The sequence below is a fragment of the Hoeflea algicola genome (genome assembly GCF_026619415.1).
In the GTDB taxonomy this organism is placed as follows: Bacteria; Pseudomonadota; Alphaproteobacteria; order Rhizobiales; family Rhizobiaceae; genus Hoeflea; species Hoeflea algicola.
The window spans coordinates 273,932-298,055 of sequence record NZ_JAOVZR010000001.1; the positions used below are offsets into that span (position 1 = coordinate 273,932).

At 59.9% G+C, this 24,124-nt stretch carries 26 protein-coding genes; 8 read left to right on the forward strand and 18 right to left on the reverse strand.

Translation table 11 applies throughout. The features are described 5' to 3' along the window. Nucleotides 1-49: 49 nt before the first annotated feature. On the reverse strand, nt 50-1,135 hold the full coding sequence (gene lptG, locus OEG84_RS01410; protein WP_267656048.1) for an LPS export ABC transporter permease LptG: 1,086 nt from the start codon (nt 1,133-1,135) through the stop codon (nt 50-52). Between the two features lie 2 nt (nt 1,136-1,137). Then, nucleotides 1,138-2,328, reverse strand: coding sequence for an LptF/LptG family permease (locus tag OEG84_RS01415; RefSeq protein WP_267652080.1), 1,191 nt, complete (start codon nt 2,326-2,328; stop codon nt 1,138-1,140). Between the two features lie 259 nt (nt 2,329-2,587). Between OEG84_RS01415 and OEG84_RS01420 the strand changes: the two genes are divergently transcribed. Continuing rightward, entirely contained in the window at nt 2,588-4,075 is a 1,488-nt protein-coding gene (locus tag OEG84_RS01420) for a leucyl aminopeptidase (protein WP_267652081.1), read from the forward strand. A gap of 14 nt (nt 4,076-4,089) precedes the next feature. Further along, nucleotides 4,090-4,539, forward strand: a complete 450-nt coding sequence (locus OEG84_RS01425; RefSeq protein WP_267652082.1) for a DNA polymerase III subunit chi — start codon at nt 4,090-4,092, stop codon at nt 4,537-4,539. 41 nt (nt 4,540-4,580) lie between these two features. On the opposite strand, the gene OEG84_RS01430 is transcribed toward OEG84_RS01425, so the two are convergent. From OEG84_RS01430 to OEG84_RS01445, 4 genes are all read right to left on the reverse strand, one after another. Continuing rightward, nucleotides 4,581-5,795 (reverse strand): ABC transporter permease, encoded by a 1,215-nt coding sequence (locus tag OEG84_RS01430; protein ID WP_267652083.1) that lies wholly within the window; start codon nt 5,793-5,795, stop codon nt 4,581-4,583. Then, nucleotides 5,785-6,492: an ABC transporter ATP-binding protein gene (locus OEG84_RS01435; RefSeq protein WP_267652084.1), complete on the reverse strand. Its 708-nt coding sequence runs from the start codon at nt 6,490-6,492 to the stop codon at nt 5,785-5,787. The genes OEG84_RS01430 and OEG84_RS01435 overlap by 11 nt, the downstream gene beginning before the upstream one ends. 38 nt (nt 6,493-6,530) lie before the next feature. Beyond that, entirely contained in the window at nt 6,531-7,784 is a 1,254-nt protein-coding gene (locus OEG84_RS01440) for an efflux RND transporter periplasmic adaptor subunit (protein WP_267652085.1), read from the reverse strand. Between the two features lie 247 nt (nt 7,785-8,031). Next, nucleotides 8,032-9,912 carry an ABC-F family ATP-binding cassette domain-containing protein gene (locus OEG84_RS01445; protein WP_267652086.1) on the reverse strand — a complete coding sequence of 627 codons (1,881 nt, stop codon included), beginning with the start codon at nt 9,910-9,912 and terminating at the stop codon, nt 8,032-8,034. Between the two features lie 106 nt (nt 9,913-10,018). On the opposite strand from OEG84_RS01445, the gene OEG84_RS01450 reads away from it, so the two are divergent. From OEG84_RS01450 to ndk, 4 genes are all read left to right on the forward strand, one after another. After that, nucleotides 10,019-10,216, forward strand: a complete 198-nt coding sequence (locus tag OEG84_RS01450) for a type II toxin-antitoxin system VapB family antitoxin (RefSeq protein ID WP_267652087.1) — start codon at nt 10,019-10,021, stop codon at nt 10,214-10,216. Next, nucleotides 10,213-10,629, forward strand: a complete 417-nt coding sequence (vapC, locus tag OEG84_RS01455) for a type II toxin-antitoxin system VapC family toxin (RefSeq protein WP_267652088.1) — start codon at nt 10,213-10,215, stop codon at nt 10,627-10,629. Before OEG84_RS01450 ends, vapC begins: the two co-directional genes overlap by 4 nt. Nucleotides 10,630-10,676: 47 nt before the next feature. Then, nucleotides 10,677-11,369, forward strand: a complete 693-nt coding sequence (locus tag OEG84_RS01460; RefSeq protein WP_267652089.1) for a glutathione S-transferase family protein — start codon at nt 10,677-10,679, stop codon at nt 11,367-11,369. Between the two features lie 308 nt (nt 11,370-11,677). Continuing rightward, nucleotides 11,678-12,100: a nucleoside-diphosphate kinase gene (gene ndk, locus OEG84_RS01465; protein WP_267652090.1), complete on the forward strand. Its 423-nt coding sequence runs from the start codon at nt 11,678-11,680 to the stop codon at nt 12,098-12,100. Nucleotides 12,101-12,200: 100 nt separating this feature from the next. Here ndk and OEG84_RS01470 read toward each other — a convergent pair whose 3' ends face one another. The 8 genes from OEG84_RS01470 to OEG84_RS01505 all read right to left on the reverse strand — a co-directional run bounded on the left by OEG84_RS01470 (nt 12,201) and on the right by OEG84_RS01505 (nt 19,728). Further along, a complete protein-coding gene (locus OEG84_RS01470; RefSeq protein WP_267652091.1) occupies nt 12,201-13,553 on the reverse strand; it encodes a ferredoxin reductase family protein in 1,353 nt (450 codons plus the stop codon). 232 nt (nt 13,554-13,785) lie between these two features. After that, entirely contained in the window at nt 13,786-14,475 is a 690-nt protein-coding gene (ung, locus tag OEG84_RS01475) for a uracil-DNA glycosylase (RefSeq protein WP_267652092.1), read from the reverse strand. Then, entirely contained in the window at nt 14,472-14,942 is a 471-nt protein-coding gene (locus tag OEG84_RS01480; RefSeq protein ID WP_267652093.1) for a molybdenum cofactor biosynthesis protein MoaE, read from the reverse strand. The genes ung and OEG84_RS01480 overlap by 4 nt, the downstream gene beginning before the upstream one ends. A 1-nt stretch (nt 14,943) precedes the next feature. After that, a complete protein-coding gene (moaD, locus tag OEG84_RS01485; RefSeq protein ID WP_267652094.1) occupies nt 14,944-15,201 on the reverse strand; it encodes a molybdopterin converting factor subunit 1 in 258 nt (85 codons plus the stop codon). Further along, nucleotides 15,198-15,782: a CDP-diacylglycerol--glycerol-3-phosphate 3-phosphatidyltransferase gene (pgsA, locus tag OEG84_RS01490; RefSeq protein WP_267652095.1), complete on the reverse strand. Its 585-nt coding sequence runs from the start codon at nt 15,780-15,782 to the stop codon at nt 15,198-15,200. Before pgsA ends, moaD begins: the two co-directional genes overlap by 4 nt. A 116-nt stretch (nt 15,783-15,898) precedes the next feature. Next, nucleotides 15,899-17,992, reverse strand: coding sequence for an excinuclease ABC subunit UvrC (uvrC, locus tag OEG84_RS01495; RefSeq protein WP_267652096.1), 2,094 nt, complete (start codon nt 17,990-17,992; stop codon nt 15,899-15,901). Then, complete coding sequence (locus tag OEG84_RS01500) at nt 17,989-18,747, reverse strand: SDR family oxidoreductase (protein ID WP_267652097.1); 759 nt, start codon at nt 18,745-18,747, stop codon at nt 17,989-17,991. Before OEG84_RS01500 ends, uvrC begins: the two co-directional genes overlap by 4 nt. A gap of 42 nt (nt 18,748-18,789) precedes the next feature. Next, on the reverse strand, nt 18,790-19,728 hold the full coding sequence (locus OEG84_RS01505) for a calcium/sodium antiporter (RefSeq protein WP_267652098.1): 939 nt from the start codon (nt 19,726-19,728) through the stop codon (nt 18,790-18,792). 277 nt (nt 19,729-20,005) lie between these two features. On the opposite strand from OEG84_RS01505, the gene OEG84_RS01510 reads away from it, so the two are divergent. Further along, the gene (locus OEG84_RS01510) at nt 20,006-20,644 is read left to right on the forward strand and encodes an outer membrane protein (RefSeq protein ID WP_267652099.1); all 639 of its coding nucleotides are present in this window, start codon (nt 20,006-20,008) and stop codon (nt 20,642-20,644) included. Nucleotides 20,645-20,728: 84 nt separating this feature from the next. Here the strand turns inward: OEG84_RS01510 and OEG84_RS01515 are convergent, their stop codons facing one another. The 4 genes from OEG84_RS01515 to OEG84_RS01530 all read right to left on the reverse strand — a co-directional run bounded on the left by OEG84_RS01515 (nt 20,729) and on the right by OEG84_RS01530 (nt 23,316). Next, a complete protein-coding gene (locus tag OEG84_RS01515) occupies nt 20,729-21,148 on the reverse strand; it encodes a hypothetical protein (RefSeq protein ID WP_267652100.1) in 420 nt (139 codons plus the stop codon). Nucleotides 21,149-21,207: 59 nt separating this feature from the next. Next, nucleotides 21,208-21,861 (reverse strand): DsbA family oxidoreductase, encoded by a 654-nt coding sequence (locus OEG84_RS01520; RefSeq protein ID WP_267652101.1) that lies wholly within the window; start codon nt 21,859-21,861, stop codon nt 21,208-21,210. A gap of 76 nt (nt 21,862-21,937) precedes the next feature. Further along, nucleotides 21,938-22,636 (reverse strand): haloacid dehalogenase type II, encoded by a 699-nt coding sequence (locus OEG84_RS01525; RefSeq protein WP_267652102.1) that lies wholly within the window; start codon nt 22,634-22,636, stop codon nt 21,938-21,940. Nucleotides 22,637-22,761: 125 nt separating this feature from the next. Further along, nucleotides 22,762-23,316, reverse strand: coding sequence for a carboxymuconolactone decarboxylase family protein (locus tag OEG84_RS01530; protein ID WP_267652103.1), 555 nt, complete (start codon nt 23,314-23,316; stop codon nt 22,762-22,764). A gap of 167 nt (nt 23,317-23,483) precedes the next feature. On the opposite strand from OEG84_RS01530, the gene OEG84_RS01535 reads away from it, so the two are divergent. Next, the gene (locus OEG84_RS01535; RefSeq protein WP_267652104.1) at nt 23,484-24,110 is read left to right on the forward strand and encodes a TetR/AcrR family transcriptional regulator; all 627 of its coding nucleotides are present in this window, start codon (nt 23,484-23,486) and stop codon (nt 24,108-24,110) included. Nucleotides 24,111-24,124 lie beyond the last annotated feature (14 nt).

A 24,124-nucleotide genomic window follows, 5' to 3' on the forward strand; every position in this document is an offset into this window, starting at 1 on the left:
CACAGGGCGCTGGCGAACGCATGAACTCTAGACCGGCGCACACCCGTCACTATCCATCCTCCTTGTGGAGAAGCACTGTCGTCCCCAATGCAGAAGCGACCAAAACCGGAAGCCAGGCAGCCACCACCGGCGGGACGGTTCCCGCATTGGCGAACGCCTGGATCAACTCGGAAACGACATAAAGCACGAAGCCCGCTAGGATTCCACCCAGAATGACCGCTAAAGATTGTCCGAAGCGCACAAATTTCAAAGACACCATCGCCGCGATCAACGTCATTGCCGCCAAAAGTGCCGGCTGTGCCACCAAACGGTGAAATTGCATCTCGTAGCTGGTGGCGGAAAGGCCAAAGGATTTTGCGGTGGCAATCTTCGAACGCAATTCGAAGAACGGCACGGTATCGGGCGAAGTCAGTGATTCGCCAACGAATTCGGCTTTCAGCGTGGTTGGCACGGTTGCCGTTTCCAATAGTTCCATCGGCTGCGAGCTGCGAATGACTTTCACATTCTTGAGCACCCATTCGCCGTCCCCCAGCACCGCGCTTTCGGCCTCAAGCCGCTCCTTGATCCGCTGATCCTCATCAAAAAGAAAGAATGTCGCGCCTGACAGCTTGGTGCCGCCCGCTGCGGTGGCGCGGGCGCCCACAACCGTATCGCCGAGTTCGGTACGTTGCCTGAGCCACGGGGCGCTGCCGCTTGTGGACTGCCGGGCTCCCAATTTGCGTTCCACCACAATGTCTTCGGCCAGTTGCATGGCCGAGGCGGCGAGCGTGTTGAGTCCGACCACGGCAATAATACCGATCAGCAGGTTGGCGGCAATTATTGGGGCCAGGAATTGCCAGGCCGAAATCCCGGCCGCACGGGTGACCACCAGCTCATATTTCCGGTTGAGCTGCAAAAGCGTCGCGATTGAGGCGATCAACACCACGAAGGGGATCGCCGTCTGCAGGATTGTCGGCACGCGCAATGCCGAAATGAACAGTCCTGTCGCCAGGGTGTAGTTGGCCAAAGACGACATTCGCCGGGCCGATTCATTGAAATCGACAAGCAGAATCACCAGCAGGATTGCCAGGCAATAGGTCAGGAAAGTGAATACATAGCGCCTGAAGAAATAGCGCGACAGCGTGGACCAGAGCATGCTCATGCTGATTGCCCGTCATGACTGCCGCCGCGCCAGCGCGCCCAGCGGGCGTTGAAAGCTTCAAGCAGCCGGTCGTTGAGCCGCGCCCAGGCTTTCGGAATGGTCAGCGATTTGCCGGTTAGTGCAAAAAAGCCGAATATGACTATGAGGCCCAGCGGAACGGCATAGGACAGGATCTCCAGGATCACGTTGGTGCCGGCCTCGTCGCCGCTGTAAAAACCGAACCCGCGGGCGGCGAGGGTAATGCCGGCAACAATTGCGCCATTCTGAAATTGCTCATGGCGGTTGGATCGTGCCTTGCCTAGGAAAGTGAACGAGACCAGGCCGAACGCCAGCGGATACATCCAACTGGCAAATCGCTGGACGATCTCCTCTTTGAAGACAAACGGTACTGCCTTGAAATAGAAATCATCCTCGGATGGGTTGAACAAATAGGAAGTCGGTTGCTCCTTTGGCCTGCGCGCGGCCGTGCTGCCGGCAGGCACAAAGGCGGCCATGTCGAGCGCGTAGGAAGTGAAGGTGACAATCGAAATACGGTCGTTGGTAAGGTCGCGCTGCTGCAACTCGCCGTCCACCAGGAACAGGATGTCGGTGTCACCGTTTGATTTGATGACCCCGCTCTTGGCGTAGTAGATTGCCTCTGTGCCTTTGGTTCGCGTGTCGGAAAGAAAGATCCCGCCCAATACGCCGCCGGGCAGCTTTTCATTGACCTGCACATAAAGCCCGTCTTCGAGCCGCATGAAGGTACCCGAGCGCACCGCCACCGAGAACAGATCCGATTGCGCTTGCGCCAGCACGTCATAAAGTTTGCGGTTTGACCACGGCTCGACGAAATTTGCCACCAGCAGCACCATGATCGAAACCGCCACCGAGAGCGCCAGAACCGGTTTCAACACCGTCACCGGTCGCACCCCGGCCGCTTCGATGACAACCAGTTCGCTGTCGGAATTCATGCCCGAGAGCACCTGGCCGACGCCGATTAGAAGGGCAAACGGCGCGACGATGGAAATCACCGATGGTATGATCGTGGCAGCCAGCATCATGAACGCACCGAACGCCTGTCCGGTCGTGGTCAACACATCGACGCGGATCAGCACCTGTGTGGTCATCACCAAGAGCGTTGCCGCAGTCAGTGACCAGAAGGTCAAGGACGCCATGCGCCGCAATATGTAACGTTCGATTTGCTTCATTGTGCCTTTCCGGAGCGGTATGAACCGCGCGGACACGGAAATGAACGGATCGGATTAGACGACCTATGCATCAGTCCTATAAAACCGCAAAATGGATAATCTACGGCAAACAAAGACGGTTAACCGTTTCTTGCAGCGCTGTGTCGCAAATGCAATGCTGCGCGCGCACCCGCATCGGACCGATCGCTCTTGCCTTCTGGCATGAAAACGCCAAGATCGCGGCCCAAACCAAATCACTTGAAAATTCATTGGAGTCGTCATGTCGCTGAGTCTCGAAGTCAGTTTTTCCAAATCCGTGAAAGTAGCAGGCGGCCTGGCCGTTGCCGTCGGTTCTGTCGCCGATCCGGTTGCCGCCGCCGCGCGCTCGATGGATCCGGCAGGCCAGCTCGACAAGGCCGTCAAGGTGACGGGTTTTACTGGAAAGACATTTACGACCGTCGACATTCTTGCCCCCGCTGGTTCCGACGCGGACCGGGTCGCGCTGGTGGGCGCGGGCGAGCCAGAAAAGCTGACCGCGCATGACTGGATGCGGGTAGGCGGGAAGATTTTCACACTGATCCGCAAGGTCGACAAGGTGGCCGTTCTGCTGGGCGAGGGGGAAGCCATCTCGGCCGAAGCCGCCGCCGACATGGCGCTCGGCCTCATGATGCGTGCCTACGCCTTCGACACCTACAAGACCAAGAAGCCTGACGAAGAAAACACCCGCGACCGCAAGGTCAAGGTGGTATTCCAGCACGACGATACGGCCGCCTGCAAGAAAGCCTTCGTCAGCCGCCAGGCGGTCGCCGATGGGGTGATGCTGGCGCGCAATCTGGTCAATGAGCCCGCCAATGTGCTGGGCCCGGTCGAGTTTGCGGCCCGCGCGAAGGAGCTCGAAGCGCTCGGTGTGGAAGTCGAGATCCTGACCGAGAAAGAAATGAAAAAGCTCAAGATGGAAGCGCTGCTCGGGGTTTCGCTGGGCTCGCCGCGACCGCCGCGTCTGGCCATCATGCGCTGGCAGGGCGGCAAGGCCAAGGATCAGCCCGTAGCCTTTGTCGGCAAGGGTGTGGTGTTTGATACCGGCGGCATTTCCATCAAGCCGTCCGCCGGCATGGAGGACATGAAGGGTGACATGGGCGGGGCTGCCGCGGTTACCGGACTGATGCACACGCTGGCCGCACGCAAGGCCAAGGTCAACGCCATTGGCATCATCGGACTTGTTGAAAACATGCCCGACGGTGCTGCTCAGCGTCCCGGTGACATCGTCCGTTCGATGTCCGGTCAAACCATCGAGATCATCAATACCGACGCCGAAGGCCGTCTGGTGCTGTGCGACGCGCTGACTTATTGTCAGGAACGTTTCAAGCCGGCAATCATGATCAACCTGGCGACCCTGACTGGCGCCGTCCTGGTGGCTCTGGGGCAGCATCATGCTGGCCTGTTCTCCAATGATGATGATCTCTCTGCGGCATTGACCAAGGCTGGCGAGGTGACCGAGGAGCGGGTCTGGCGGATGCCGCTTGGTGACAAGTATGACAAGATGATCGATTCCAAGTTCGCCGACATGAAGAACACCGGTGGCCGCCACGCCGGGTCGATCACCGCCGCCCAGTTCCTCAAACGCTTTGTCAAGGACACGCCTTGGGCGCATCTCGATATCGCCGGCACGGCGATGGGGTCGCCCGCCACCGACATTAACCAGTCATGGGCCTCGGGCTTTGGTGTGCGGCTGCTCGATGAACTGGTGCGCGCCAACTACGAAAACTGAAGGGACCTGCCAGCGTGGCCGAGGTGCTGTTTTACCATCTGACCGAATCGCGGCTCGAAGATGCGCTGCCGCCACTGCTTGAGAAAAGTCTCGAGCGTGGCTGGCGCGTCTCCGTGCATCTGGGCAGCGAGGAGCGCCGCGCAGCGCTTGACGCCCATTTGTGGACCTTCCGGGAAGACAGTTTTCTGCCCCATGGCGGCGACCAGGCACCGCATGCCGATCGTCAGCCGGTGTTGCTGACACTTGGTGCCGAGGCGGCGAATTCAGCGACCGTGCGGTTTGTCGTTGATGGCGCGGAAATCCCCACGCTCGACGACGTCGAGCGGCTGGTGATGATGTTTGATGGCCATGACCAGAGCCAGCTCGAGGCCGCGCGCGGCCAATGGCGCAGCCTCAAAACAGCCGGTCATACGCTGACCTACTGGCAGCAGACCGAGGATCGGCGCTGGGAGAAAAAGGCGTAACAGAACTCAATCCGCGTGACCTTTGCCGCACGAGGCTGCCGCTATTGATGGCGCAGCGCCTCGATTGGGTCCATTCGCGCGGCCCGGCGGGCGGGGAAATAGCCAAACACAATCCCCACCAACGCTGAAAACACGAAGGCCGCCAGCACAATGCTTGCCGACGGGGCAAAGGGCACCGATAACATGCGCGCCCCCAGCAGCCCCAGGGCCAGTCCCAGCATAATGCCGATCAATCCACCGATCAGCGACAACACCGTGGCTTCGACCAGGAACTGCAGCAGCACCTGCCGCTCGGTCGCGCCGACGGCCAAGCGGATGCCGATTTCCCGGGTGCGCTCGGTGACCGAGACCAGCATGATGTTCATGATACCGATACCGCCGACCAGCAGGCTCACGGCGGCAACAGCGGAGAGCAGGCCGGTCAGCACGCTGGTGATGCCGGTCAGCATCGAGCTGATCTGTTTCATGTCAAAGACATTGAAGTCATCTTCCTCGAAGGGGCCGATCCGCCGGCGCTCGCGCATCAGGCTTTCGATGTCGGCCTTGGCCTTGTCGGTGGATATGCCGTCCCTGATCGAGGCGTAGATCATCGACACATCCTGGTTTCCGGATACACGCCGCTGGAAGGCCCGGATCGGAATCAGCACAATGTCATCCTGATCGGTACCGAAGCTGGAAGCGCCCTTGACCTCAAGCGTGCCAATGACCCGGCAGGAGATCTGCTTGAGCCGGATGTTGGCGCCGAGCGGATCGCCATTTCCGAACAGTTTTTGCCGCACGGTATCGCCCAGGATACAGGCCGAGGAACCGGTTCGCAGTTCGCTCTCGTAAAATGAACGCCCGCTTGCAAGCCCCCAATCGCGGGCTGTGAGAAAGCGGTTGTCGGTGCCGGTCACGGTGGTCGAGTAGTTCACATTGCCAAAAATCGTTGTCATCGACCGCGAATTGCTGGGTGTGGCAACCGCAACACTTGCGATCTGCTGCTCGATGGCCTCGACGTCCTTCAGCGTCAAGCTTGCAGCAGAGCCACCGACGCCCGAACCCGGACCTTGCGATGGCTGCCCGGGACGGATCATCAGCAAATTGGTGCCGAGCGTCGATACATCGGCCTGCACCTGCTCGGTGGAGCCCTGTCCGACAGTAACCATGGCAATGACCGCGGCGACGCCGATGACGATCCCCAAGACCGTCAGGAAGGACCGGAATGCGTTTCTCAAGATGGCCTGCAAGGCCAGCCGCACTGCTTCATAGAGCATCGGTCGTAACCTTCTCGTTGCGCGTGTCCGATTCGATCAGGCCATCGACAAAATGAACCAGCCGGTCGGCATATTCGGCCATGTCGGGCTCATGAGTGACCATCAGGATGGTGATGCCATCGGTTCGGTTGAGGTCGGTCAGCAAATCCATGATTTCGCGGCTGCGGGCGGTATCCAGATTTCCCGTGGGCTCGTCGGCCAGGATCACGTCCGGGTTGGTAACGATGGCGCGAGCGATCGCCACGCGCTGTTGCTGCCCGCCCGAAAGCTGGGAGGGGTCATGGTCCTCGCGGCCCTTCAGTCCGACCTTGGCAAGCGCCTCGCGCGCCAATTGACGCCGCTTGGTTCCGGCCATGCCCTGGTAAATCAGCGGCAGTTCAACATTGTCGAGCGCCGATGTGCGGGCGAGAAGATTGTAGCCCTGGAACACGAAGCCCAGGAAATTGCGGCGCAACAGCGCCAACTGGTCGCGCCCCAGATTGTCAACCTCGGCGCCGCCAAACAGGTATGTGCCGCTCGTCGGCTTGTCTAGAAATCCCATTATGTTCATGGCGGTCGACTTACCCGAACCGCTGGGGCCCATGATGGCGACGAATTCGCCGCCATGAATATCCATGTCGATGCCTCGCAAGGCCCGGACTTCCGCATCCCCGGTTCCGTAGATCTTGGTGATCCCCTGCAGCCGGATCAGCGGCATATCTGCGGATGCTTCGGTTGCTGGGGGCCGGGCGACCGTCATTCGGTAGTCTGATCGGTAATCACCAGATCGCCCTCGTTCAGCTCTCCCTCGCGAACTTCGGTTTTGGACCCGTCCGTTTCACCCGGCAGGATATCGATGGCTGTGGCTTGTTCATCCTTCAGGATCCAGATCTGGCGACGCCCGTCGGTATCCGTTTTCGGTGTTGCGGCAGGCGGGCGGGGTGCATTCTTGAACAGCATGCCCAGCAACCCTGTGCCGCCAGTTTCCGCCGCTTCCACAGGTGGGGCAAACCGCAGCGCCGCGTTGGGGATTGCCAGCGTATCCTTGATTTCGGCAACCGTGATGTCGGCAGTTGCGGTCATACCGGGACGCAGCAGCATGTCGGAATTGTCGATCGACAGGATTGCTTCGTAGGTGACCACGCCATCGACGGTTTTGGGCGCGAATCTCAATTCGGAAATGGCAGCGGGGAAGCTGCGGCCCTGGTAGGCCTCGACCGTAAACATCGCCTTGTCACCAACCTTGACCTTGCCGATGTCCGCCTCGTCGATATCTACCTGCAACTGCATGCTCGTCAGATCGGCCGCCAGCGTGAACAGCACCGGTGCTTGCAGCGACGAGGCAACGATCTGTCCGACCTCGACATTACGGTCGAGCACGACGCCATCAATGGAAGAGCAGATACAGGCCTTCTCGAGATTGGCCTGGTTGATTTTCAGATTGGCCTCGGCCACGCGAATGTCGGCTTCCGCACTCTTCAAAGCGGCTTTGGCACGATCATAGGCGGCTTTCGCTTTCAGCATCCCCTCCAGCGTGGTGACGTTCTTTTGCTCAAGCAGCACCGCGCGGTCATAGTTGTCTTTTGTTTCATTTAGCGTCGCGGTGGCTTCGGCCAGGCGGGCCTGGGTGGCCGTTAACGAGGCCTGGCTGAGTTCGACATTGGCTTCAAGCTTGTCGGTATCGAGACGCGCCAGGATTTGGCCTTTGGTGACCAGATCATTGAAGTCGGCCTCCACCGAGCGAACGGTACCGGACAATTCGCTGGAGATTTCAACTTGGTTGGTGGGTTCCACCGTGCCGGTTGCCGTTACCTGGACGATGATATCGGTCCGGTCGACGGCCTCGGTCACATAGACCGGCAGGCTCTGTTTTGAGGTGGCGTTCCACCAGTACCAGGCCCCGATGGCTGCGATCAGCAGCACTAGACCCCAGATCAGCCTGCGCCGAAGCGGTGATCCCTTGTCCGCGGTTTTGACGATTGCTTCGATTTCGGATTTGGAAGGAGGCATCTGCAAGTCCTATCGTTTGGACCTTGCTAGCACGGCAATGGCGAGTATTGCTTGATGTGCGTCAAGCTACGCCGTGGCGGTAGGGTCTTGTGTGGCGGCAATGGCGAAATCAATCGATGCTTGCACCCATGCGGGCAGGGCAGCTGATGGCTGCCTATCGGAAATCAGGCGTCCGGCGAATATCCGGCCCGGGTACCGGGGCCGCCGTTTTGACGGCAATCAGTCACGAATCCGCGTGGCGGCAGATTTATTCTGCCGCGTCGGGATCATCCACCTGGCTGGTCAGTTCCAGCCAGTCGGCTTCCGCCTTGGTCAGTTCGGCCTGCCGTTCAGCACGCTTCTTGGACAGTTGCGGCACCTTGTAGGCGGCCTTGGTGTGCAGGTCAGGGTCGGCAAGCTCGGTGTCGATCGCCTGAATCTGTTTGCCAAGCCGTTCCACCAAGGCCTCGATATCCTTAATTTTTTTGTGGATCGGGGCACCCGCGGCGGGGCGTTCGGCAGCTTCCCGCCGCTTTTCCGCCTTGGACTGGCCGCCACCGCCGCCGGACTTGGAACTCTGTTTGCCGCTGCCGACCACTTCCTGGCGATAGTCCTCGAGGTCACCGTCAAATGGCGACACCGTGCCGTCCTTGACGATCCACAGCCGGTCGACCGTGGCTTCGATCAGATGCCGGTCATGGGAAATCAGAATGACTGCGCCAGGGAAATCATTGAGCGCGCGGATCAACGCTGCGCGGCTGTCGATATCCAGATGGTTGGTCGGCTCATCGAGGATCATCAGGTTGGGCGCGTGGAATGCCGACAGCCCCATCAGCAGCCGCGCTTTCTCGCCACCCGACAGATCCTTGGCCGGGGTGTTCATCTTGTCCTGTTTCAGCCCCATCTGCGCCACCCGGGCGCGGACGCGGGCTTCCTGCGCATCCGGCATCAAGGCGCGCACATGCGCCACGGCGGATTCTTCCGGGATCAGATCGTCCATCTGGTGTTGGGCAAAAAATCCGGTTTTGAGCTGTGGCGCAGTGCGGATCAGCCCGGCTTCGGCCTGCAGCCGGCCGGCGATAAATTTGGCGAAGGTGGATTTGCCGTTACCGTTCGAGCCCAGCAGCGCGATGCGGTCATCGGCGTCGATCCTGAGGTCGAGCCGGGTCAGGATCGGTGCGCCCGGCGTGTAGCCGACCGACCCGTCTTCGATAGCGATGATCGGCGAGGCAACGCCACGGTCCGGCCTCGGAAACGAGAAGCCGCTGACATTGTTTTCGATCACCGCGTCCACGGTGCCCATTTTTTCCAACGCCTTGATGCGTGACTGTGCCTGGCGGGCCTTCGACGCCTTGGCGCGGAAGCGTTCGACGAACTCTTCCATGTGCTTGCGCGCAGCCAGGCTCTTCTCGCGCGCCTTCATCTGGTGCTCGTCGCGCTCGGCCTTTTGCCGCTCGAACTGGTCGAACCCACCGCGGTAAAATGTCAGTTTCTTCTGGTCGAGATGGACAATGGCGTTGGCTGCTGTGTTCAGCAGGTCGCGGTCATGGCTGATGATCAGCACTGTGTGTGGATAGCGGCGGATATATTCCTCCAGCCACAGCGTGCCTTCAAGGTCGAGATAGTTGGTCGGCTCATCGAGTAGCAGCAGGTCCGGCTCAGAGAACAACACTGACGCCAGTGCCACGCGCATCCGCCAACCACCCGAAAAGCTTGATGCCGGGCGCTGCTGGGCCTGCTGGTCGAAGCCAAGGCCGGCCAGGATCGAGGCAGCGCGGGCTTCGGCCGAGTGTGCATCGATATCCACCAGCCGGGTCTGGATCTCGGCAATACGGTGCGGGTCGGTGGCGGTTTCGGCTTCTTTCATCAGCTTGCTGCGCTCAAGGTCGGCGCGCATCACGATTTCCACCAGCGCGGTATCTTCCGATGGCGCTTCCTGCGCCACCTGGCCGATCCGGGTGTTCTTCGGAATCGAGGTATGGCCGGTCTCTGTCGCCATCTCGCCGGTGATGATCTTGAACAGCGTTGATTTGCCTGCGCCATTGGGACCGACAAGTCCGGCCTTGATGCCCGCAGGCAGCGCCAGCGAGGCATTGTCAATCAAAAGGCGCCCGGCAATGCGTGCGGAAAGGTCTGTAATCGTAAGCATGGCCGCGCTTCTGGCTGCATTTTGGGTAAATGGCAAGGGGCAAGCGGTTTGCAAGCTGAGTTCTGCAGGTGTATAATGCCCAAAAATATACACATCGGAAATTGTCATGCGCACAAATATCGAAATAGACGATGAGTTGGTAGCTGAATTGATGAAACTGACGGGCCGGAAAACCAAGCGCCAAGTAGTTGATGATGCCTTGCGCGATCAGTTGCTGCGCAAGCGTGCCGCCCAGGCTATTTTGAAGCTCGAAGGTGCGATTGAATGGGAAGGTTCAATCGCCACGTTGCGTGGTGAGCAGTGATCCTCGTCGACACTTCCGTCTGGATCGATTTCTTTTCGGGGCGCAAATCGACACATGTTGACCGCCTGAAGGACATTACGGATACCGGCCGGCTGCTGGTCGGTGATCTTATTCTGGTTGAACTGCTACAGGGGCCAAAACATGACGCCGATGTGAGACGCCTGCAACAGGCCTTTTCTGATCTACCGGTTGAAACACTCTGCGGTCCTCTGATCGCGCCGAAGGCTGCAGCCAATTATCGCAAATTGCGGCTATCGGGGATCACGCCGCGCGGGACGGTGGATGTCATTATTGCTACCTGGTGTATCGAAAGCGCAGTGCCGCTTTTGCATAAGGATCGGGATTTTGAAGTGATGGAGCGAAAATTGGGATTGCTTTCGGCAATGAGCGCTGATCAGTTCCCGGATCCATGATTTCTTCCGGATTTCGATAATCTCACCATTCCCAGAGAGTACAATTAATGTCCATTATCTTTCATGATCTCATTGGCGCCGATCCGGCGCGCCCGTTCAGCCCGCATTGCTGGAAGGTGGCGATGGCGCTGGCCCACAAGGGTTTGCCGTTTGAACGCAACAACGTCTGTTTTACAAAGGTTCTCGAGGTCGAGGGCGGTATCTCCAAGATCGTGCCGGTGGTCCGTGATGGCACCAAGGTTGTCGCCGACAGCTTTCTGATCGCCGATTATCTGGAACAAACCTATCCCGACCGTCCGTCTCTGTTTGGCGGAGAGGGCGGACAGGCGATGGCGCGGTTCATCGAGTCCTGGTCCAATTCGACCTTGCACACGGCCCTGGCTGGCATCGTGATGAAGGATATCCATGACGTCCTCGAGCCGGAAGATCAGGCCTATTTCCGCCAGTCGCGAGAAGCCCGTATGGGCAAGAAGCTGGAACAGATCGTCGAAGGCCGCGAGGCCGCAATCGCCGGCTTCTCCACCAAACTCATGCCATTGCGCCTGACGCTCAAGGCGCAGCCGTGGATCGGCGGGTCATCGCCGCTGTTTGCTGATTACATTGTCTTTGGCGCACTGCAATGGGCCCGGGTCATCTCATCGGCCAAGCTGCTGGAGGAGGACGATCCGGTCTTTGACTGGTTCGAACGCTGTCTCGATCTGCATGATGGCCTTGGCCGGTCGGTTCCGGCTTTGAGCTGAGAAGCATCGAGCTGAAGCCCGCAGAGCCCCGGCAGCAGCGGCAACTCCGAATGTGGCCATAGCACCAGCCATGTCACAATTCCACGAGGAATTGACGATTGGTCCGGGGCGTGCCGGATGCTCGGACCGCGCCGCAGGGCAGGGCATGATGCTCTTGACGCCCCTTGCGGATATTCGGGCATGCGGCTATTTAGGCGCCAACTCCGGGCCGGACCAGCTTCAGCCCGGATTTTCGCACCGATTTTCTTGCGCAGGCAAACGCCGGGCTCAAGTCTCGTGACAACAACCAAATGACAGGACAGACCACAATGGCGATTGAACGCACTTTCTCGATGATCAAGCCCGATGCCACCAAGCGCAACCTTACCGGCGCCATCACCAAGATTTTTGAAGACAATGGCCTGCGCGTCGTTGCTTCCAAGCGCGTCTGGATGAGCACCCGCGAAGCCGAAGGCTTCTACGCCGTGCACAAGGAACGCCCGTTCTTTGGCGAGCTGGTTGACGGCATGACTTCCGGCCCGACCGTTGTTCAGGTTCTCGAAGGCGAAAACGCCATTCTCAAGAACCGCGAAATCATGGGCGCCACCAACCCGGCCGATGCTGCCGAAGGCACCATCCGCAAGACCTTTGCGCTGTCGATCGGCGAGAATTCGGTCCACGGCTCGGATGCGCCGGAAACAGCCGCCGAAGAAATCGCCTACTGGTTCGCCGGCACCGAAATCGTCGGCTGAAGCCAACTGACAGCGCAGCCGGTTTGCCGGTGCGCCTGATACAAATGTGAAAAGGCGGCCTCCGGGCCGCCTTTTTCGTGCGCATTCTCGGTATAAGCTTTCACCGCATGCCGAACAGTTCCTGGTGAAACTTCGCGTTGATATCCAGACCTTGAGCGGCGAAGTCGGCGCGAAGCGCATCGCCGAACCCGACCGGACCGCAGAACCAGAAACTGGCGGTGCGCCAGTCCGGGACTTCGGCGCGAATGCGGTCGCCGCTGAGTTTGCCGTCCTTGGCGTCGACCAGGATATGCAGCCGCACATCGGCGTCTACGGCATCGGCTGCAAGCCGCGCCAGCGCCTCCTCGTCGAGATCAGCCGTGGTGTGAAACAGATCGATGATCTGCCGCGCGGCATCTGGTGCCTGTTTGCGTTGATGTGCAAGGTGTTTCATACGCGAAATGAAAGGCGTGATGCCGATGCCGCCACCGATCCAGATCTGTCGCGGGGCGTTGTCATCGAAGGTGAAACAGCCATAGGGACCTTCGACCTTGACCTTCTGGCCAATGCGCAGCGTCTCGGCGAGCCGCTTTGTGTGGTCACCCAGCGCCTTGACGATGAAGGTGATTTCCGGATTTGACGGGTCCCATGCCGAGGCGATGGTGTAAGGGTGGGCACCTTCCTGACCGTCCGAAGTGGCAAAGGCGAACTGGCCGGGCTGGTGACCGGGCCAGCCGGGTTGCAGCTTGATCCGGCTTTCGAGCGCCCGCACGCCGGGAAAGCTGGTGAGTTCGACAATCTCGCCCTCCACCTGACGCTCGTGCGCAACCCGTCTGAACAGCACCACCACCGCCGCATAAATGCCCGACGCCAGCATGAGCGCCAGAGCGATCCCCAGCGGCGTCATCCAGTAGTCAAATGACGTCAGCACCACTGTGTGGAAGGCCAGAACCAGGTAGGCTACGGCCAGCAAGCGGTGGGACTTGTAAAACAGCCGGTAGGGAATGAGCGGCACCAGAGCCACGACGATCAGCAGCACGGTTGCATAAAAGGCCCATTCGCCCAGCCCTTCTGCAGGGCCGCGCAACCCGGCCAGGAATTGTTCGACGGGATTGGCAAGCTCCGCACGTGCGCCACGGGCGGGGCGTGCAAGCAGCCCGAAACCGACAGCCCATTTTGGCGCCTCGGACCAGAGCCAATGGACGACGGCAAAGATCAGCGCGGAAATGCCGAGCCATTTGTGCAGCCGGTACATCTTGTCGAGACCGCCCAGCCTCTGCTCCGGCCAACGCGGCCGCAGTGCCAGCACCATGGCGATGCTCATGACGCCGATCGCCAGCAGGCCGCTGTACTGCATCATGAAATTGCGCAACACAAAAACACTGCGCGCCTCAAACACCGCCGGATCGGCTGCGATCCAGAGCAGGGTGATGAGCGCCAGAATGCCCCAGAACACAAGCTTGATGTTTTTCACTGCCAAGGCCCCTTTGCCAATCTCACATATCCGCAGCCGGGATCATGAGGTCGGACCCATCACCACAACCATTCTGGTCATAGGACGATTGGCAAAAGCATGAATTGTTTCAGATCAAGCGTGATCGGTTTTTCGGGCGGCTGGGGGAATTGACTGCAGTCATGATCGTGGGCAGAGGGCGCGGGCAGGGAGCATCATTGCGCAAGACGGTCGGTCTTACCTATAAGCCCGGTCAGGGGGTCTCCGGCAGTTGCCAGTCAACCGGCTCCATGCCGTTTTTCTCAAGAAAGGCGTTAGCCTGGGAAAAATGCCGGCAGCCCAGGAAACCGGTATGGGCTGACAGCGGTGAGGGGTGCGGCGCCTTGAGCACCAGATGGCGGCTGGCATCGACGAACTGGGCTTTCTTCTGGGCGTAGGAGCCCCAGAGCAGAAACACCACCGGATTCCTGAGTTCGTTGACCCGAGCGATCACCGCGTCGGTAAATCGTTCCCAGCCGCGGCCACGATGCGAGGCGGCGAGGCCCCGTTCCACCGTCAGTACACTGTTGAGCAACAACACACCCTGTTGTGCCCAGTTGACCAGGTTTCCGTGTTTGGCCGGTGCGATACCGAGGTCGGCGGCGAGTTCCTTGTAGATGTTCTTGAGCGACGGCGGGGTGCGGACGCCCGGCTGGACCGAGAAGCACAGGCCGTGCGCCTGACCGTCGCCGTGATAGGGATCCTGACCGAGGATGACGATCTTGACCCGGTCAAGTGGCGTAAGATCGAGAGCGGCAAAAATTTCCGAGCCTTTCGGGAATATCTCTTTGCCGTCCGCCATCTCGGCTTTCAGGAAAGATCGCAGATCAGCCATGTAGGGACTTGCCAGTTCCTCCGATAGAGCCGCCTTCCAGCTATCGTCGAGCTTCACGGCCCCGGTCACTGGTCGCTTTGCCAGCGTGCCTTGGCAGCGTCATCGGCATCCTTGGCCGAGACCCATTCGCCGGTGCCGCCGTCCTTGAGATGTTCTTTCTTCCAGAACGGGGCGTCGGTTTTCAGATAGTCCATCAGGAACGCTGCGCCATCAAACGCCGCCTGCCGGTGGCTGGCGCAGGCCAGCACCAGCACGATGTTGCCACCCGGGGCAATCTTGCCATAGCGATGGATGACGGTAACGCCGTTGAGCGAAAATCGCTCTGCTGCCTGGTTCGCAATGGCGCTAATCGCGCGCTCGGCCATGCCCGGATAATGTTCCAGTTCCAGATTTGTCAGCCGCCCGCCTTCGTCACGGCACAGGCCGATAAAGCTCGCCACCGCGCCGATATCGTGGCGGCCCTTGGTGAGCAGGTCGATTTCCGCCGCGATATCAAAATCCTCGGCCTGGATTCGGACGGTGATCTCGCGCGCCATCTCAACCACCTGTCATCGGCGGAAACAGCGCGATCTCACGCGCCGCCCCGATGGCCTCGTCATGGTCGGCGTGTTCCTCGTCGATCGCCGCGCGGATTACCTTGGGAACGGCGAAAACCTCGGCATATTCCTCGCCCAGCGTCGTCAGATGGGCAATCAAATCACCGACGGTCTTCACACTTGCCGGAAGCTCAAGCTCTTCCGATCCCTTGCCAAGACGTTCACGTACCCAGGCGAAATAGACGATCCTGATGCTCATTCATCCACCATGTGTCTCAGGCCGGCGCGAAAATAGTCGTAGCCGGTATACATCGTGATCAGCGCCGCGATCCACAACATGCCAATGCCGATCTGCGTCGTGTAGGGCAGCACCTTGTCACCGGCAGGGCCTGCCAGCAGGAACCCGAGCGCAATCATCTGCAACGTGGTTTTCCACTTGGCAATCCAGGTGACCGGCACCGACACCTTGAGAGCTGCCAGATATTCGCGCAAGCCCGAGACCAGGATTTCGCGGCACAGGATGATGATGGCCGCCCAGATCGACCAGCCGGCGATGGTACCGTCGGCGGCAACCAGCAACAGGATCGCGGACACCAGCAGTTTGTCGGCGATCGGGTCGAGCATGCGGCCGATATTGGAGGTCTGGTCCCAGATCCGGGCCAGATAACCGTCGAAGAAGTCGGTCACCGAAGCCAGGGTGAAAATGACCAGTGCGCTCCACCGAGCGAAATCCGATCCATGCAGTTCCCCCTCGACAAAAAAGCACAGTACGATCAGCGGGACCGCGAGAATCCGTGCGTAGGTCAGCATATTCGGGATATTCAGTGCAGGCGAAGCCATGGGGCCCCCCATTCGTATGATTTTGAGCAAGATGCGCGGCAGTGGCCGGTCAGGTCAACTGCTGTAAATCGCCATAGCGGCGTAATGTCTCAGTTCGGCGTCAATCATGGCGTTGATTATCGTTTTTCCTCATGAAAATGATTGTAAATCAGCTCCGCCGTCGCCGCCGAAATGCCCTCGACATCAAGCAGATCGTCGATACCTGCGCGCGACACTGCCTTGGCGGTGCCGAAATGGTGCAGCAACGCCCGCTTGCGCGCCGGCCCTATGCCGGCGATCTCGTCGAGGGGGTTGCTGATCAGTTCCTTCTTGCGCCGGGCGCGGTGGGTGCCAATGGCAAAGCGGTGCGCCTCGTCGCGCAGCCGCTGCACGAAATACAGCACCGGATCGCGCGGCGGAAGGGTGAAATCGGGTTTGCCCTGCATGAAGAAGCGTTCGCGTCCGGCTTCCCGATCCATGCCCTTGGCGACGCCGATCGCGGTCACCTTGTCGGCGATCCCTAACTCTTCCAGAATGCCGCGTACGGCGCTCATCTGGCCCTTGCCGCCATCGATCAGCACCAGGTCGGGCCAGGCCGGGATACCGCTTGGTGCGGGTATGTCCGGATCGTCGTCGTGGGCCGGGTCGGGATCGTTCGGGCTTTCGTCTCCATGCTCCTTGATCAGTCGCGAAAACCGCCGCTGCATGACTTCGCGCATCATGCCGAAATCATCGCCCGGGGTGATGTCGGTCGAGCGGATGTTGAACTTGCGATACTGATTTTTCACAAACCCTTCGGGTCCGGCGACGATCATGCCGCCGACCGCGTTGGTACCCATAATGTGGGAATTGTCGTAGACCTCAATGCGGCGCGGCGGACGCGGCAGGCCAAAGGTCTGGGCCAGCCCTTCGAGCAACCGTGTCTGGGAAGCGGTTTCGGCCAGATGCCGGCCATGCGCCTCGCGGGCATTCGACAGGACCTGATCGACCAGCTCGCGCTTTTCGCCGCGTTGCGGCAGGCTGATGGTGATCTTGTGGTCCATGCGCACGCCGAGCGCCTCCTGCAACAGCGTCCGGTCCTCGAAATCATCGGAAACCAGGATCAACCGTGGCGTCGGCTTGTCATCGTAGAACTGACCGATGAAGGCGCCCAGGATCTCGCCCGGCGCCAGCGACGGATCGGCCTTGGGGAAATAGGCGCGGTTGCCCCAATTCTGGCCGGTGCGGAAGAAGAACACCTGGATGCAGGCCATGCCGGCGTCGTGGTGGATCGCGAACACATCGGCTTCCTCCACTGTCTGCGGGTTGATCCCCTGATGGCTCTGGACATGGCTGAGCGCCGAAAGCCGGTCGCGGTAAACCGCCGCGCGTTCGAAATCGAGATCTTCGGAAGCTTGCTGCATGGCCTTTGCCAGCTGCGATTTGACCGCCTGGCTGCGCCCGGAGAGAAAATCCTTGGCCTCGCTCACCAGCTTGGCATAGCCCTCGGCGTCGATCTCGCCGGTGCATGGCGCTGAGCAGCGCTTGATCTGGTAGAGCAGGCAGGGCCGGGTGCGGCTTTCATAGACGCTGTCGGTGCAGGTACGCAGCAAAAATGCCCGCTGCAGCGCATTGATGGTGCGGCCGACGGCACCGGCTGAGGCGAACGGGCCAAAATAAGTGCCCTTTCGCGAACGCGCACCGCGATGCTTGAGAATTGCCGGCGCCACATGGTCGTCGGTGATCAGGATATAGGGAAACGACTTGTCGTCGCGCATCAGCACGTTGAATCGCGGCTTCAGCCGCTTGATCAGATTGGCTTCCAGCAGCAGCGCTTCGGTTTCGGTGCGGGTGGTGACGAACTCCATGTTGGTCGTCTGCGCGATCATCCTGGTGATGCGGTTGGAGTGGCCACGCCCCTGCGCGTAATTGGTCACCCGCTTCTTGAGGCTGCGTGCCTTGCCGACATACAGAACATCGCCGGCGTCGTTCATCATCCGGTAGACGCCGGGTTGATTGGGCAGATGCTTGACGAAGGCCTGGATGACTTCCGCGCCCTTCAGGCCGGAGTCGAGACCGGGGCTTTCGTTCCACTCGATGCCGGCAATATCGACGCGGGCCGAAACCGGGGACGGATCGACGTCGGCGGCATCTTCCTCATCGGTTTCATTTCCGTCATAAATCACGCCGCCGTCGACCAGCGCTGCCGTTGCGGACTTCTTTGGTGACGATGGGCGGGGACGGCGACTCATTCTGCGATATTAGCAACAACCGGTGTCTGCCCGGCAAGATGCTGAACACCGTCGAGCGCGATCACCTGGCCGGTGATCGAGCGCGCCTGATGCAGATAGCGGATGGTTGCGCCAAATTCGGTTAGATCGGAGTCGTGGCCGAGGGGAACCGCGCGTGTCTGATCAGCAAAATCATTTTCGCTCTGGCGCTCATTGGCCAGTGTCGGGCCGGAGTCGATGGCGTTGACACGAATATGCGGCGCCAGATTTTGCGCCAGTAGCTGTGTTGCACTCCAGAGTGCCGATTTCGACAAGGTGTAGTAGAAACGCCGGGGCGCAAGCCGCCAAACCCGCTGGTCGATGATGTTGACGATCAGCCCCTCACGGTCTTTCTGCAGGCTGCCAGCCATGGCCTCGGCCAGGATCAGCGGGGCTTTCAGGTGAATCGCAAAATGCAGATCGAACACCGCATCGTCGAGCGCCCGTATGTCGTCATCTTCGAACACCGAGGCGTTGTTGACGATCAGATCGGGTGAGTCCATCCGCGCCGAGACGTCGGCATGGAGTTGCCGCACGGCGCTGCCGTCGGACAGATCGGCGACAAACACCTCGGCTACGCCGCCATTCGAACGTATTGTGTCCACCACAGCCTCGGCCCGGCCGCTGTTGGCATGAACTGCCACCTGGAAGCCATGGGCGGCCAGGTCCAGAGCTATGGCCTTGCCGATCCTGCGACCGGCGCCGGTGATCAATGCTGTCGGCGTAAACGAAGTCATCAGTTTGTCAGTCCATATCTGCCACCGTAACGCGGTCAGCCATCAAAATACCGATAGGATATAGGCTGTGAAGAGCGCAAGCATGGCCAGCCCACCGTACTTTTTCAACGGTATGTTCCAGTGCGCCAGCGCCACAACCAATAGGCTCGCGGCCAGCATCACCCACATGTCGATGGAGATGATCCGGGCATCGACCTCGAGCGGTAAAATCAGCGAGGTGCCGCCCAGAATCAGACCTATGTTGAAAATGTTGGAGCCCACCACATTGCCGATCGCCACGGCGCCGGATCTGCGCCAGGCGGCCATCACCGATGTCACCAGTTCCGGCAGCGATGTGCCGATGGCGACAATGGTCAGCCCGATCGCCGTCTCCGAAGCGCCCAGCATACGGGCGATATGCGCGGCTCCTTCCACCGTCAGCCAGGCGCCGATCGGCAGGCCGATCAGGCCGCCGAGAATGAAGGCGATGGTCTTCCAGTTTTGCTGCGGCAGGTCGGGTACGTCGTCGTGATAGTCAGACGGCGGCGCCATGCCACATTTCCGCGCGGCCATGATCTGCCAACCCAGATAGGCGCCCATCATCGCCAGCAGAATGGCGCCGTCGAGACGGCCGAGCCCGTCAAAGGCCATCATCACCATCAACGCGACACTCATGCCCACCATCACCGCCAGCGAGATGCCGATGCCATCCTCGCGGCAATTGATGGTCATCAGCAGCGCCGGCGCGCCCAACACCAGAAGCACGTTGGCGATGTTGGAGCCGACCACATTGCCGATGGCGATTCCGGATACCCCGTCGAAGGCGGCCTGCAGCGAGACGAACAATTCCGGCGCCGACGTGCCGAACGCCACAATGGTTAAGCCGATGATCAGCGGGTCGATCGACAATTTCTCGGCCAGCGCCACGGCGCCGCGAACCAGATAGTCGCCGGCAAACACAAGGACGACCAAACCCGCAATCAGGGTCAAAATGCTCAACATGCCGGGGAATCAACGCTCGCGATTAGGAATGGACCTGATCACATATAGGCCTCGCAGCCTTATCCGCAATGGAGCGGGCGAAAACACCACAGTCAAATTGTTGCCTGAAAGCCACAGTTCTGCATGCCCTTTTTCTGCCGCTGTGATTCCACATTCCTGCTTCGCGGCTGCCGCATTCGACCTCCATCTTGGCAGCTGTTGGGGGCGTGAAATCAACCGACCCCGGCCTTAGCGGCCCGCTGTTATGCGTCGGGCCGAACAAACCAAGGAGAATGACATGCGTATTCGTAAACTGGCACTGCTGGCTGCAGCTCTTTCTGTGCCGCTCGCCACCCCCGTGCTGGCCGCGGACGCGATCCTCGAACAAGCCCCTGAGCCGCCGATGGCGGAACTCGCACCGCAGAGCTTTCTCTGGTCGGGCGGCTATCTCGGTGGTTATGGCGAGTACAAGTGGGGCGAGTTTGACGCGTTGGCATCGCAGAACGCCGATGGCTTCGGCGGCGGCGTCTACGGCGGCTACAACTGGCAGACCGACAACATTGTTTATGGTGCGGAAGCCGATATTGGCTATTCCGGCGTTGACTCCAGTGCTGGTGGCCTGACCGCCAAGCAGGGCGTCAATGGTTCACTCCGGGCGCGTATCGGTTATGACATCAACCCGTTCATGGTCTACGCCACCGGCGGTGTCGCCGCGACCCAGGCCAAGCTGACCAACGGTGCAGGCTCCGACAGCAAGACGATGCTCGGCTGGACCGCCGGTGCAGGCGCGGAAGCTTTCGTGACCGACACCATCACCACCCGGGTTGAATACCGTTACTCCGACTACGGTTCGGAAAACTTCAATCTTGGCGGCGGTAACGTCTCGTCCGGCTTTGATGACCATTCCGTTCGTCTCGGCATCGGCATGAAGTTCTGATCCCACAGAACTTCACAAATTAAAAACCCGGGTGCCAAGGTGCCCGGGTTTTTTTATGGTCGTGGGCCAACTGTCTCGCGGTGACTATCTTCCGGCTACAGCACGGTTGCCCTTCAGCCAGGCAATGGCGTCGGGATAGTCGAACGCCAGCGAGACCACATTGGTGGCAAGCAGGATCCAGAGATAGGTGTCATAAGCACCGGTCGCCTCTGGCCGGGCAAACACCAGCAGCAGCACCAGCGCCGTCCAGGGAACGATATGCGGCAACGCCATCAGCTTTGAAAAGCCGCGGTCATGGATCATCACCCAGAGATTGGGCAGCATGGCGATGTTGGCAAGCAGCGCGACCCACAACCCCATCGGCTTGTCTATGAAGAACACACTCGCCACGTTGATTGGCACCAGCAGGAACACGACCCAGATCTGCACCCAGCCGGGCAACGCCCTGAATGAGTGCCAGATGTCGGCTGCCATGTAGCGGGAGCCCTCACGAGAAGATGTCATGGTGGGGTCCTTGTCTGAAGCGGCGACATAGGCGACGGAGCCGTGTCCGCCGGCGTGTCTCAGGCCCGCGTGCTGGCAAGCTGTTTCAGGATTTCGGTGTAATTGGCGACGCCCTGAGCACCGGTGACGAGATGCTTCTTTTCAAATACCATGGCCGGCACGCCACGAATTCCCTGTTGGACCCAGAATTCTTCCTCGGCGCGGACTTCGGCCGCATGACGTTGATCCTCAAGCACCTTGGTGGCCTCGGGGCGGTCGAGACCGGTTTCTGAAGCGATATCGGCGAGCACTGCAACGTCGGACAGGTCGCGCCGGTCAGTGAAATAGGCTGCAAACAGCGCCTGTTTCAAATCATGGCCGCGGCCCTGGGTGTCGGCCCAATGGATCAGCTGGTGGACGTTGAACGTGTTGTACATGCGCATGTCATCGGCAAAGTTGAAGTCAAACCCGACCTCGGCGCCGATCGCGGTGATTCTTTCCCGGTTCTCCTGCGATTGTTCACGGGTGCTGCCATATTTTTCCGCGATGTGTTCGCCAAGGTTCTGGCCCTCGGGCGGCATGTCGGTGTTGAGCTCAAACGGATGCCAGTGAACTTCATAGTCGGTACCGGTCTCTTCAAGCGCGCGAGCCAATTGGCGGTAGCCGACCACACACCAGGGGCAGACGACGTCCGACACGATGTCGATGCGCAGGGGTTGGGATTGGTTGGTCATGATGTTTTCCGTGTTTTTCAAGTTTGGATGTTGATTGATTGGTGTGTTGCTTGGTCGAGCGGTATCGTGCCCGCGGTCAGGTGGATTTCCAGCGCCGGACAATCTGGTCGGCAAGCTCGGTAAGGTCCGGCGCGACAAGGTCGGGGACAGGCACTTCCTCTGCCGGCAACAGGGCGTTGTGCGGGCGGGTGACCAGCGCGCCATGCCAGCCTGCAGCCTGTGCACCTATTGTATCCCACAAATGGCAGGCGACCAGACACAGTTCCGAGGTTTCGGCTTTCAGTGCGTCGGCGACAAGGTGATAGGTTTCGGGCGCCGGCTTGAATTTACCGACTGATTCGACGCTGAAGGAGTGCTCGAAGAAGCCGCCGAGCCCGGCCCGCTCAAGCGGTGTCGGTGACGCCGCACTGGCCGAGTTCGTCAATGTCACAAGCCGGAAACCCGCATCGCGCGGCAGCGTGAGCGCCGGAACCGCGTCTTCATGGGCCGGCATGGTGCCGATCCGCTCGGCCAGTTCGCTGATGTCGTCGTCGGTAATGTCGACATCGTGGATTGAGCCGATCATCTTCAGCGTGCCGCCTGCGAGCTTGCCAAACCGGGTGTAGAGGCCGGAAAGTGTCATCGTCTGGGAGTACAGGATCAGTTGTGCAAACCACTCCCTCAAAACTGCCGGGTCGCCGAACAGGCGGTCAAACAGCGGCTCCAGTGTGGTGATGTCGAGCAGCGTCTCGTTGACATCGAAAACGAGGGTTGAAACGGGCTTGTTCTGGTTCATCAGCTTTCCTTCCGGCATCGTTCAGATCTGTCGCATACACTGGAACAGTCAAACCCGGCAGTTGCTCTGCTGTGGTCACCGAATGCGCCGGCCTGGAAGCTGCCAGGCCGGCGCATTCTGATCGATCAGGCGGCCTTGTGCCACTCGAACTTCTGGAACGGCTGGTCGATCGGGGTTTGCGCTAGGTGGTTGGTGTAGTTCGACATCACCTTTTGGGCGACCCCAAGAACCACTTCGAGAACCTGGCGCTTGGTGAAGCCGGCGTCGAGGAAAGCCTGGACAGCGGCATCATCGACATTACCGCGGTCGCGAACAACGCTGAGGGTAAAGCTGCGCAGCGCTTCAAGATGGGCGTTCGGCAGTGCGGTCTGGTTGCGCAGCGCATCGGAAATCTCGTCGCTGACCTTCATCGCCTTGGCGATGCCGGTATGGGCGGGAACACAGTAATGGCAGGCATGCTCGACATTGACGGTCTGCCAGACCACCGTCAGTTCATCCTTGGAAAAGCTCGAATTGACGAATTGATCGTGAACGAAACGGTAGCTTGCAAGCAGGCCCGGCGCTTCGGCCATGGTGGCGTGCAGGCCGGGGATCATGCCGTTTTGTTTTTTTGATTCGGCAAGCATTGGCTTGCTCTCGTCAGGGGCGGTGGTTTCATCGTGCAGCGGGAAATCGGTCATTGGCGTCTCCTGAAATTGACTTGAGCGTCCGGGAGCGAACGTCCTGCCAATATGGGCGCTTTGAGTGATTGCTCAACAGCAAATTTGAGCATTCACTCAATGGTGATTGTTATCGCCTCCGCAGCATGCGAGACAAAGCGCTCAATCTCGCCTATCTATGAAGGATCATGAAACGTGCTCGCCCCTATAATCGTGAGGTTGCGCTAGACGCAGCCGTGAACCTGTTCTGGACGAAGGGCTATCACGCCACCTCGCTCAAGGATCTCGAAGCAGCCCTGCAAATGAAGCCCGGCAGCATCTACGCGGCGTTTTCAAGCAAGCAGGCGCTCTATCTGGAAGCGCTGGAGCGGTACTTCGAGAAGTCGCGGAACGGGTTCAGACAGGAAATCGAGAGCGTCGCTTCCCCGCTTGACGGCTTGTCGGATTATCTGGTGCAACTTGCCCGCACCCGGTCGCAGGAGCCGCAGGGACAGGCCTGCATGCTGGTCCGCACGCTACTCGATACGACATCGACCGATGCAGTGATTGCCGAGAAGGCCAATGCCTACCTCGAACAGATCCAGACCGAATTTGCTGCCGCCTTCGACCGCGCAAGGGAAATTGGCGAGATTGCGACCGACGCCGATAGCAAACGGCTTGCCCGCCGCTACCAGGCAAGCATCAACGCGCTCAGGATCGAATTGCACCGCGGTGTCGACCAGGCCGAAATCACTGCACTGGCGCAAGACATGGTCGGGGAACTGGAACGGCTGCGGGTGCCGCCTGCCGCTGTGGAGCGCGAAGCGCTCGCCTGATTCCCAAATGGATT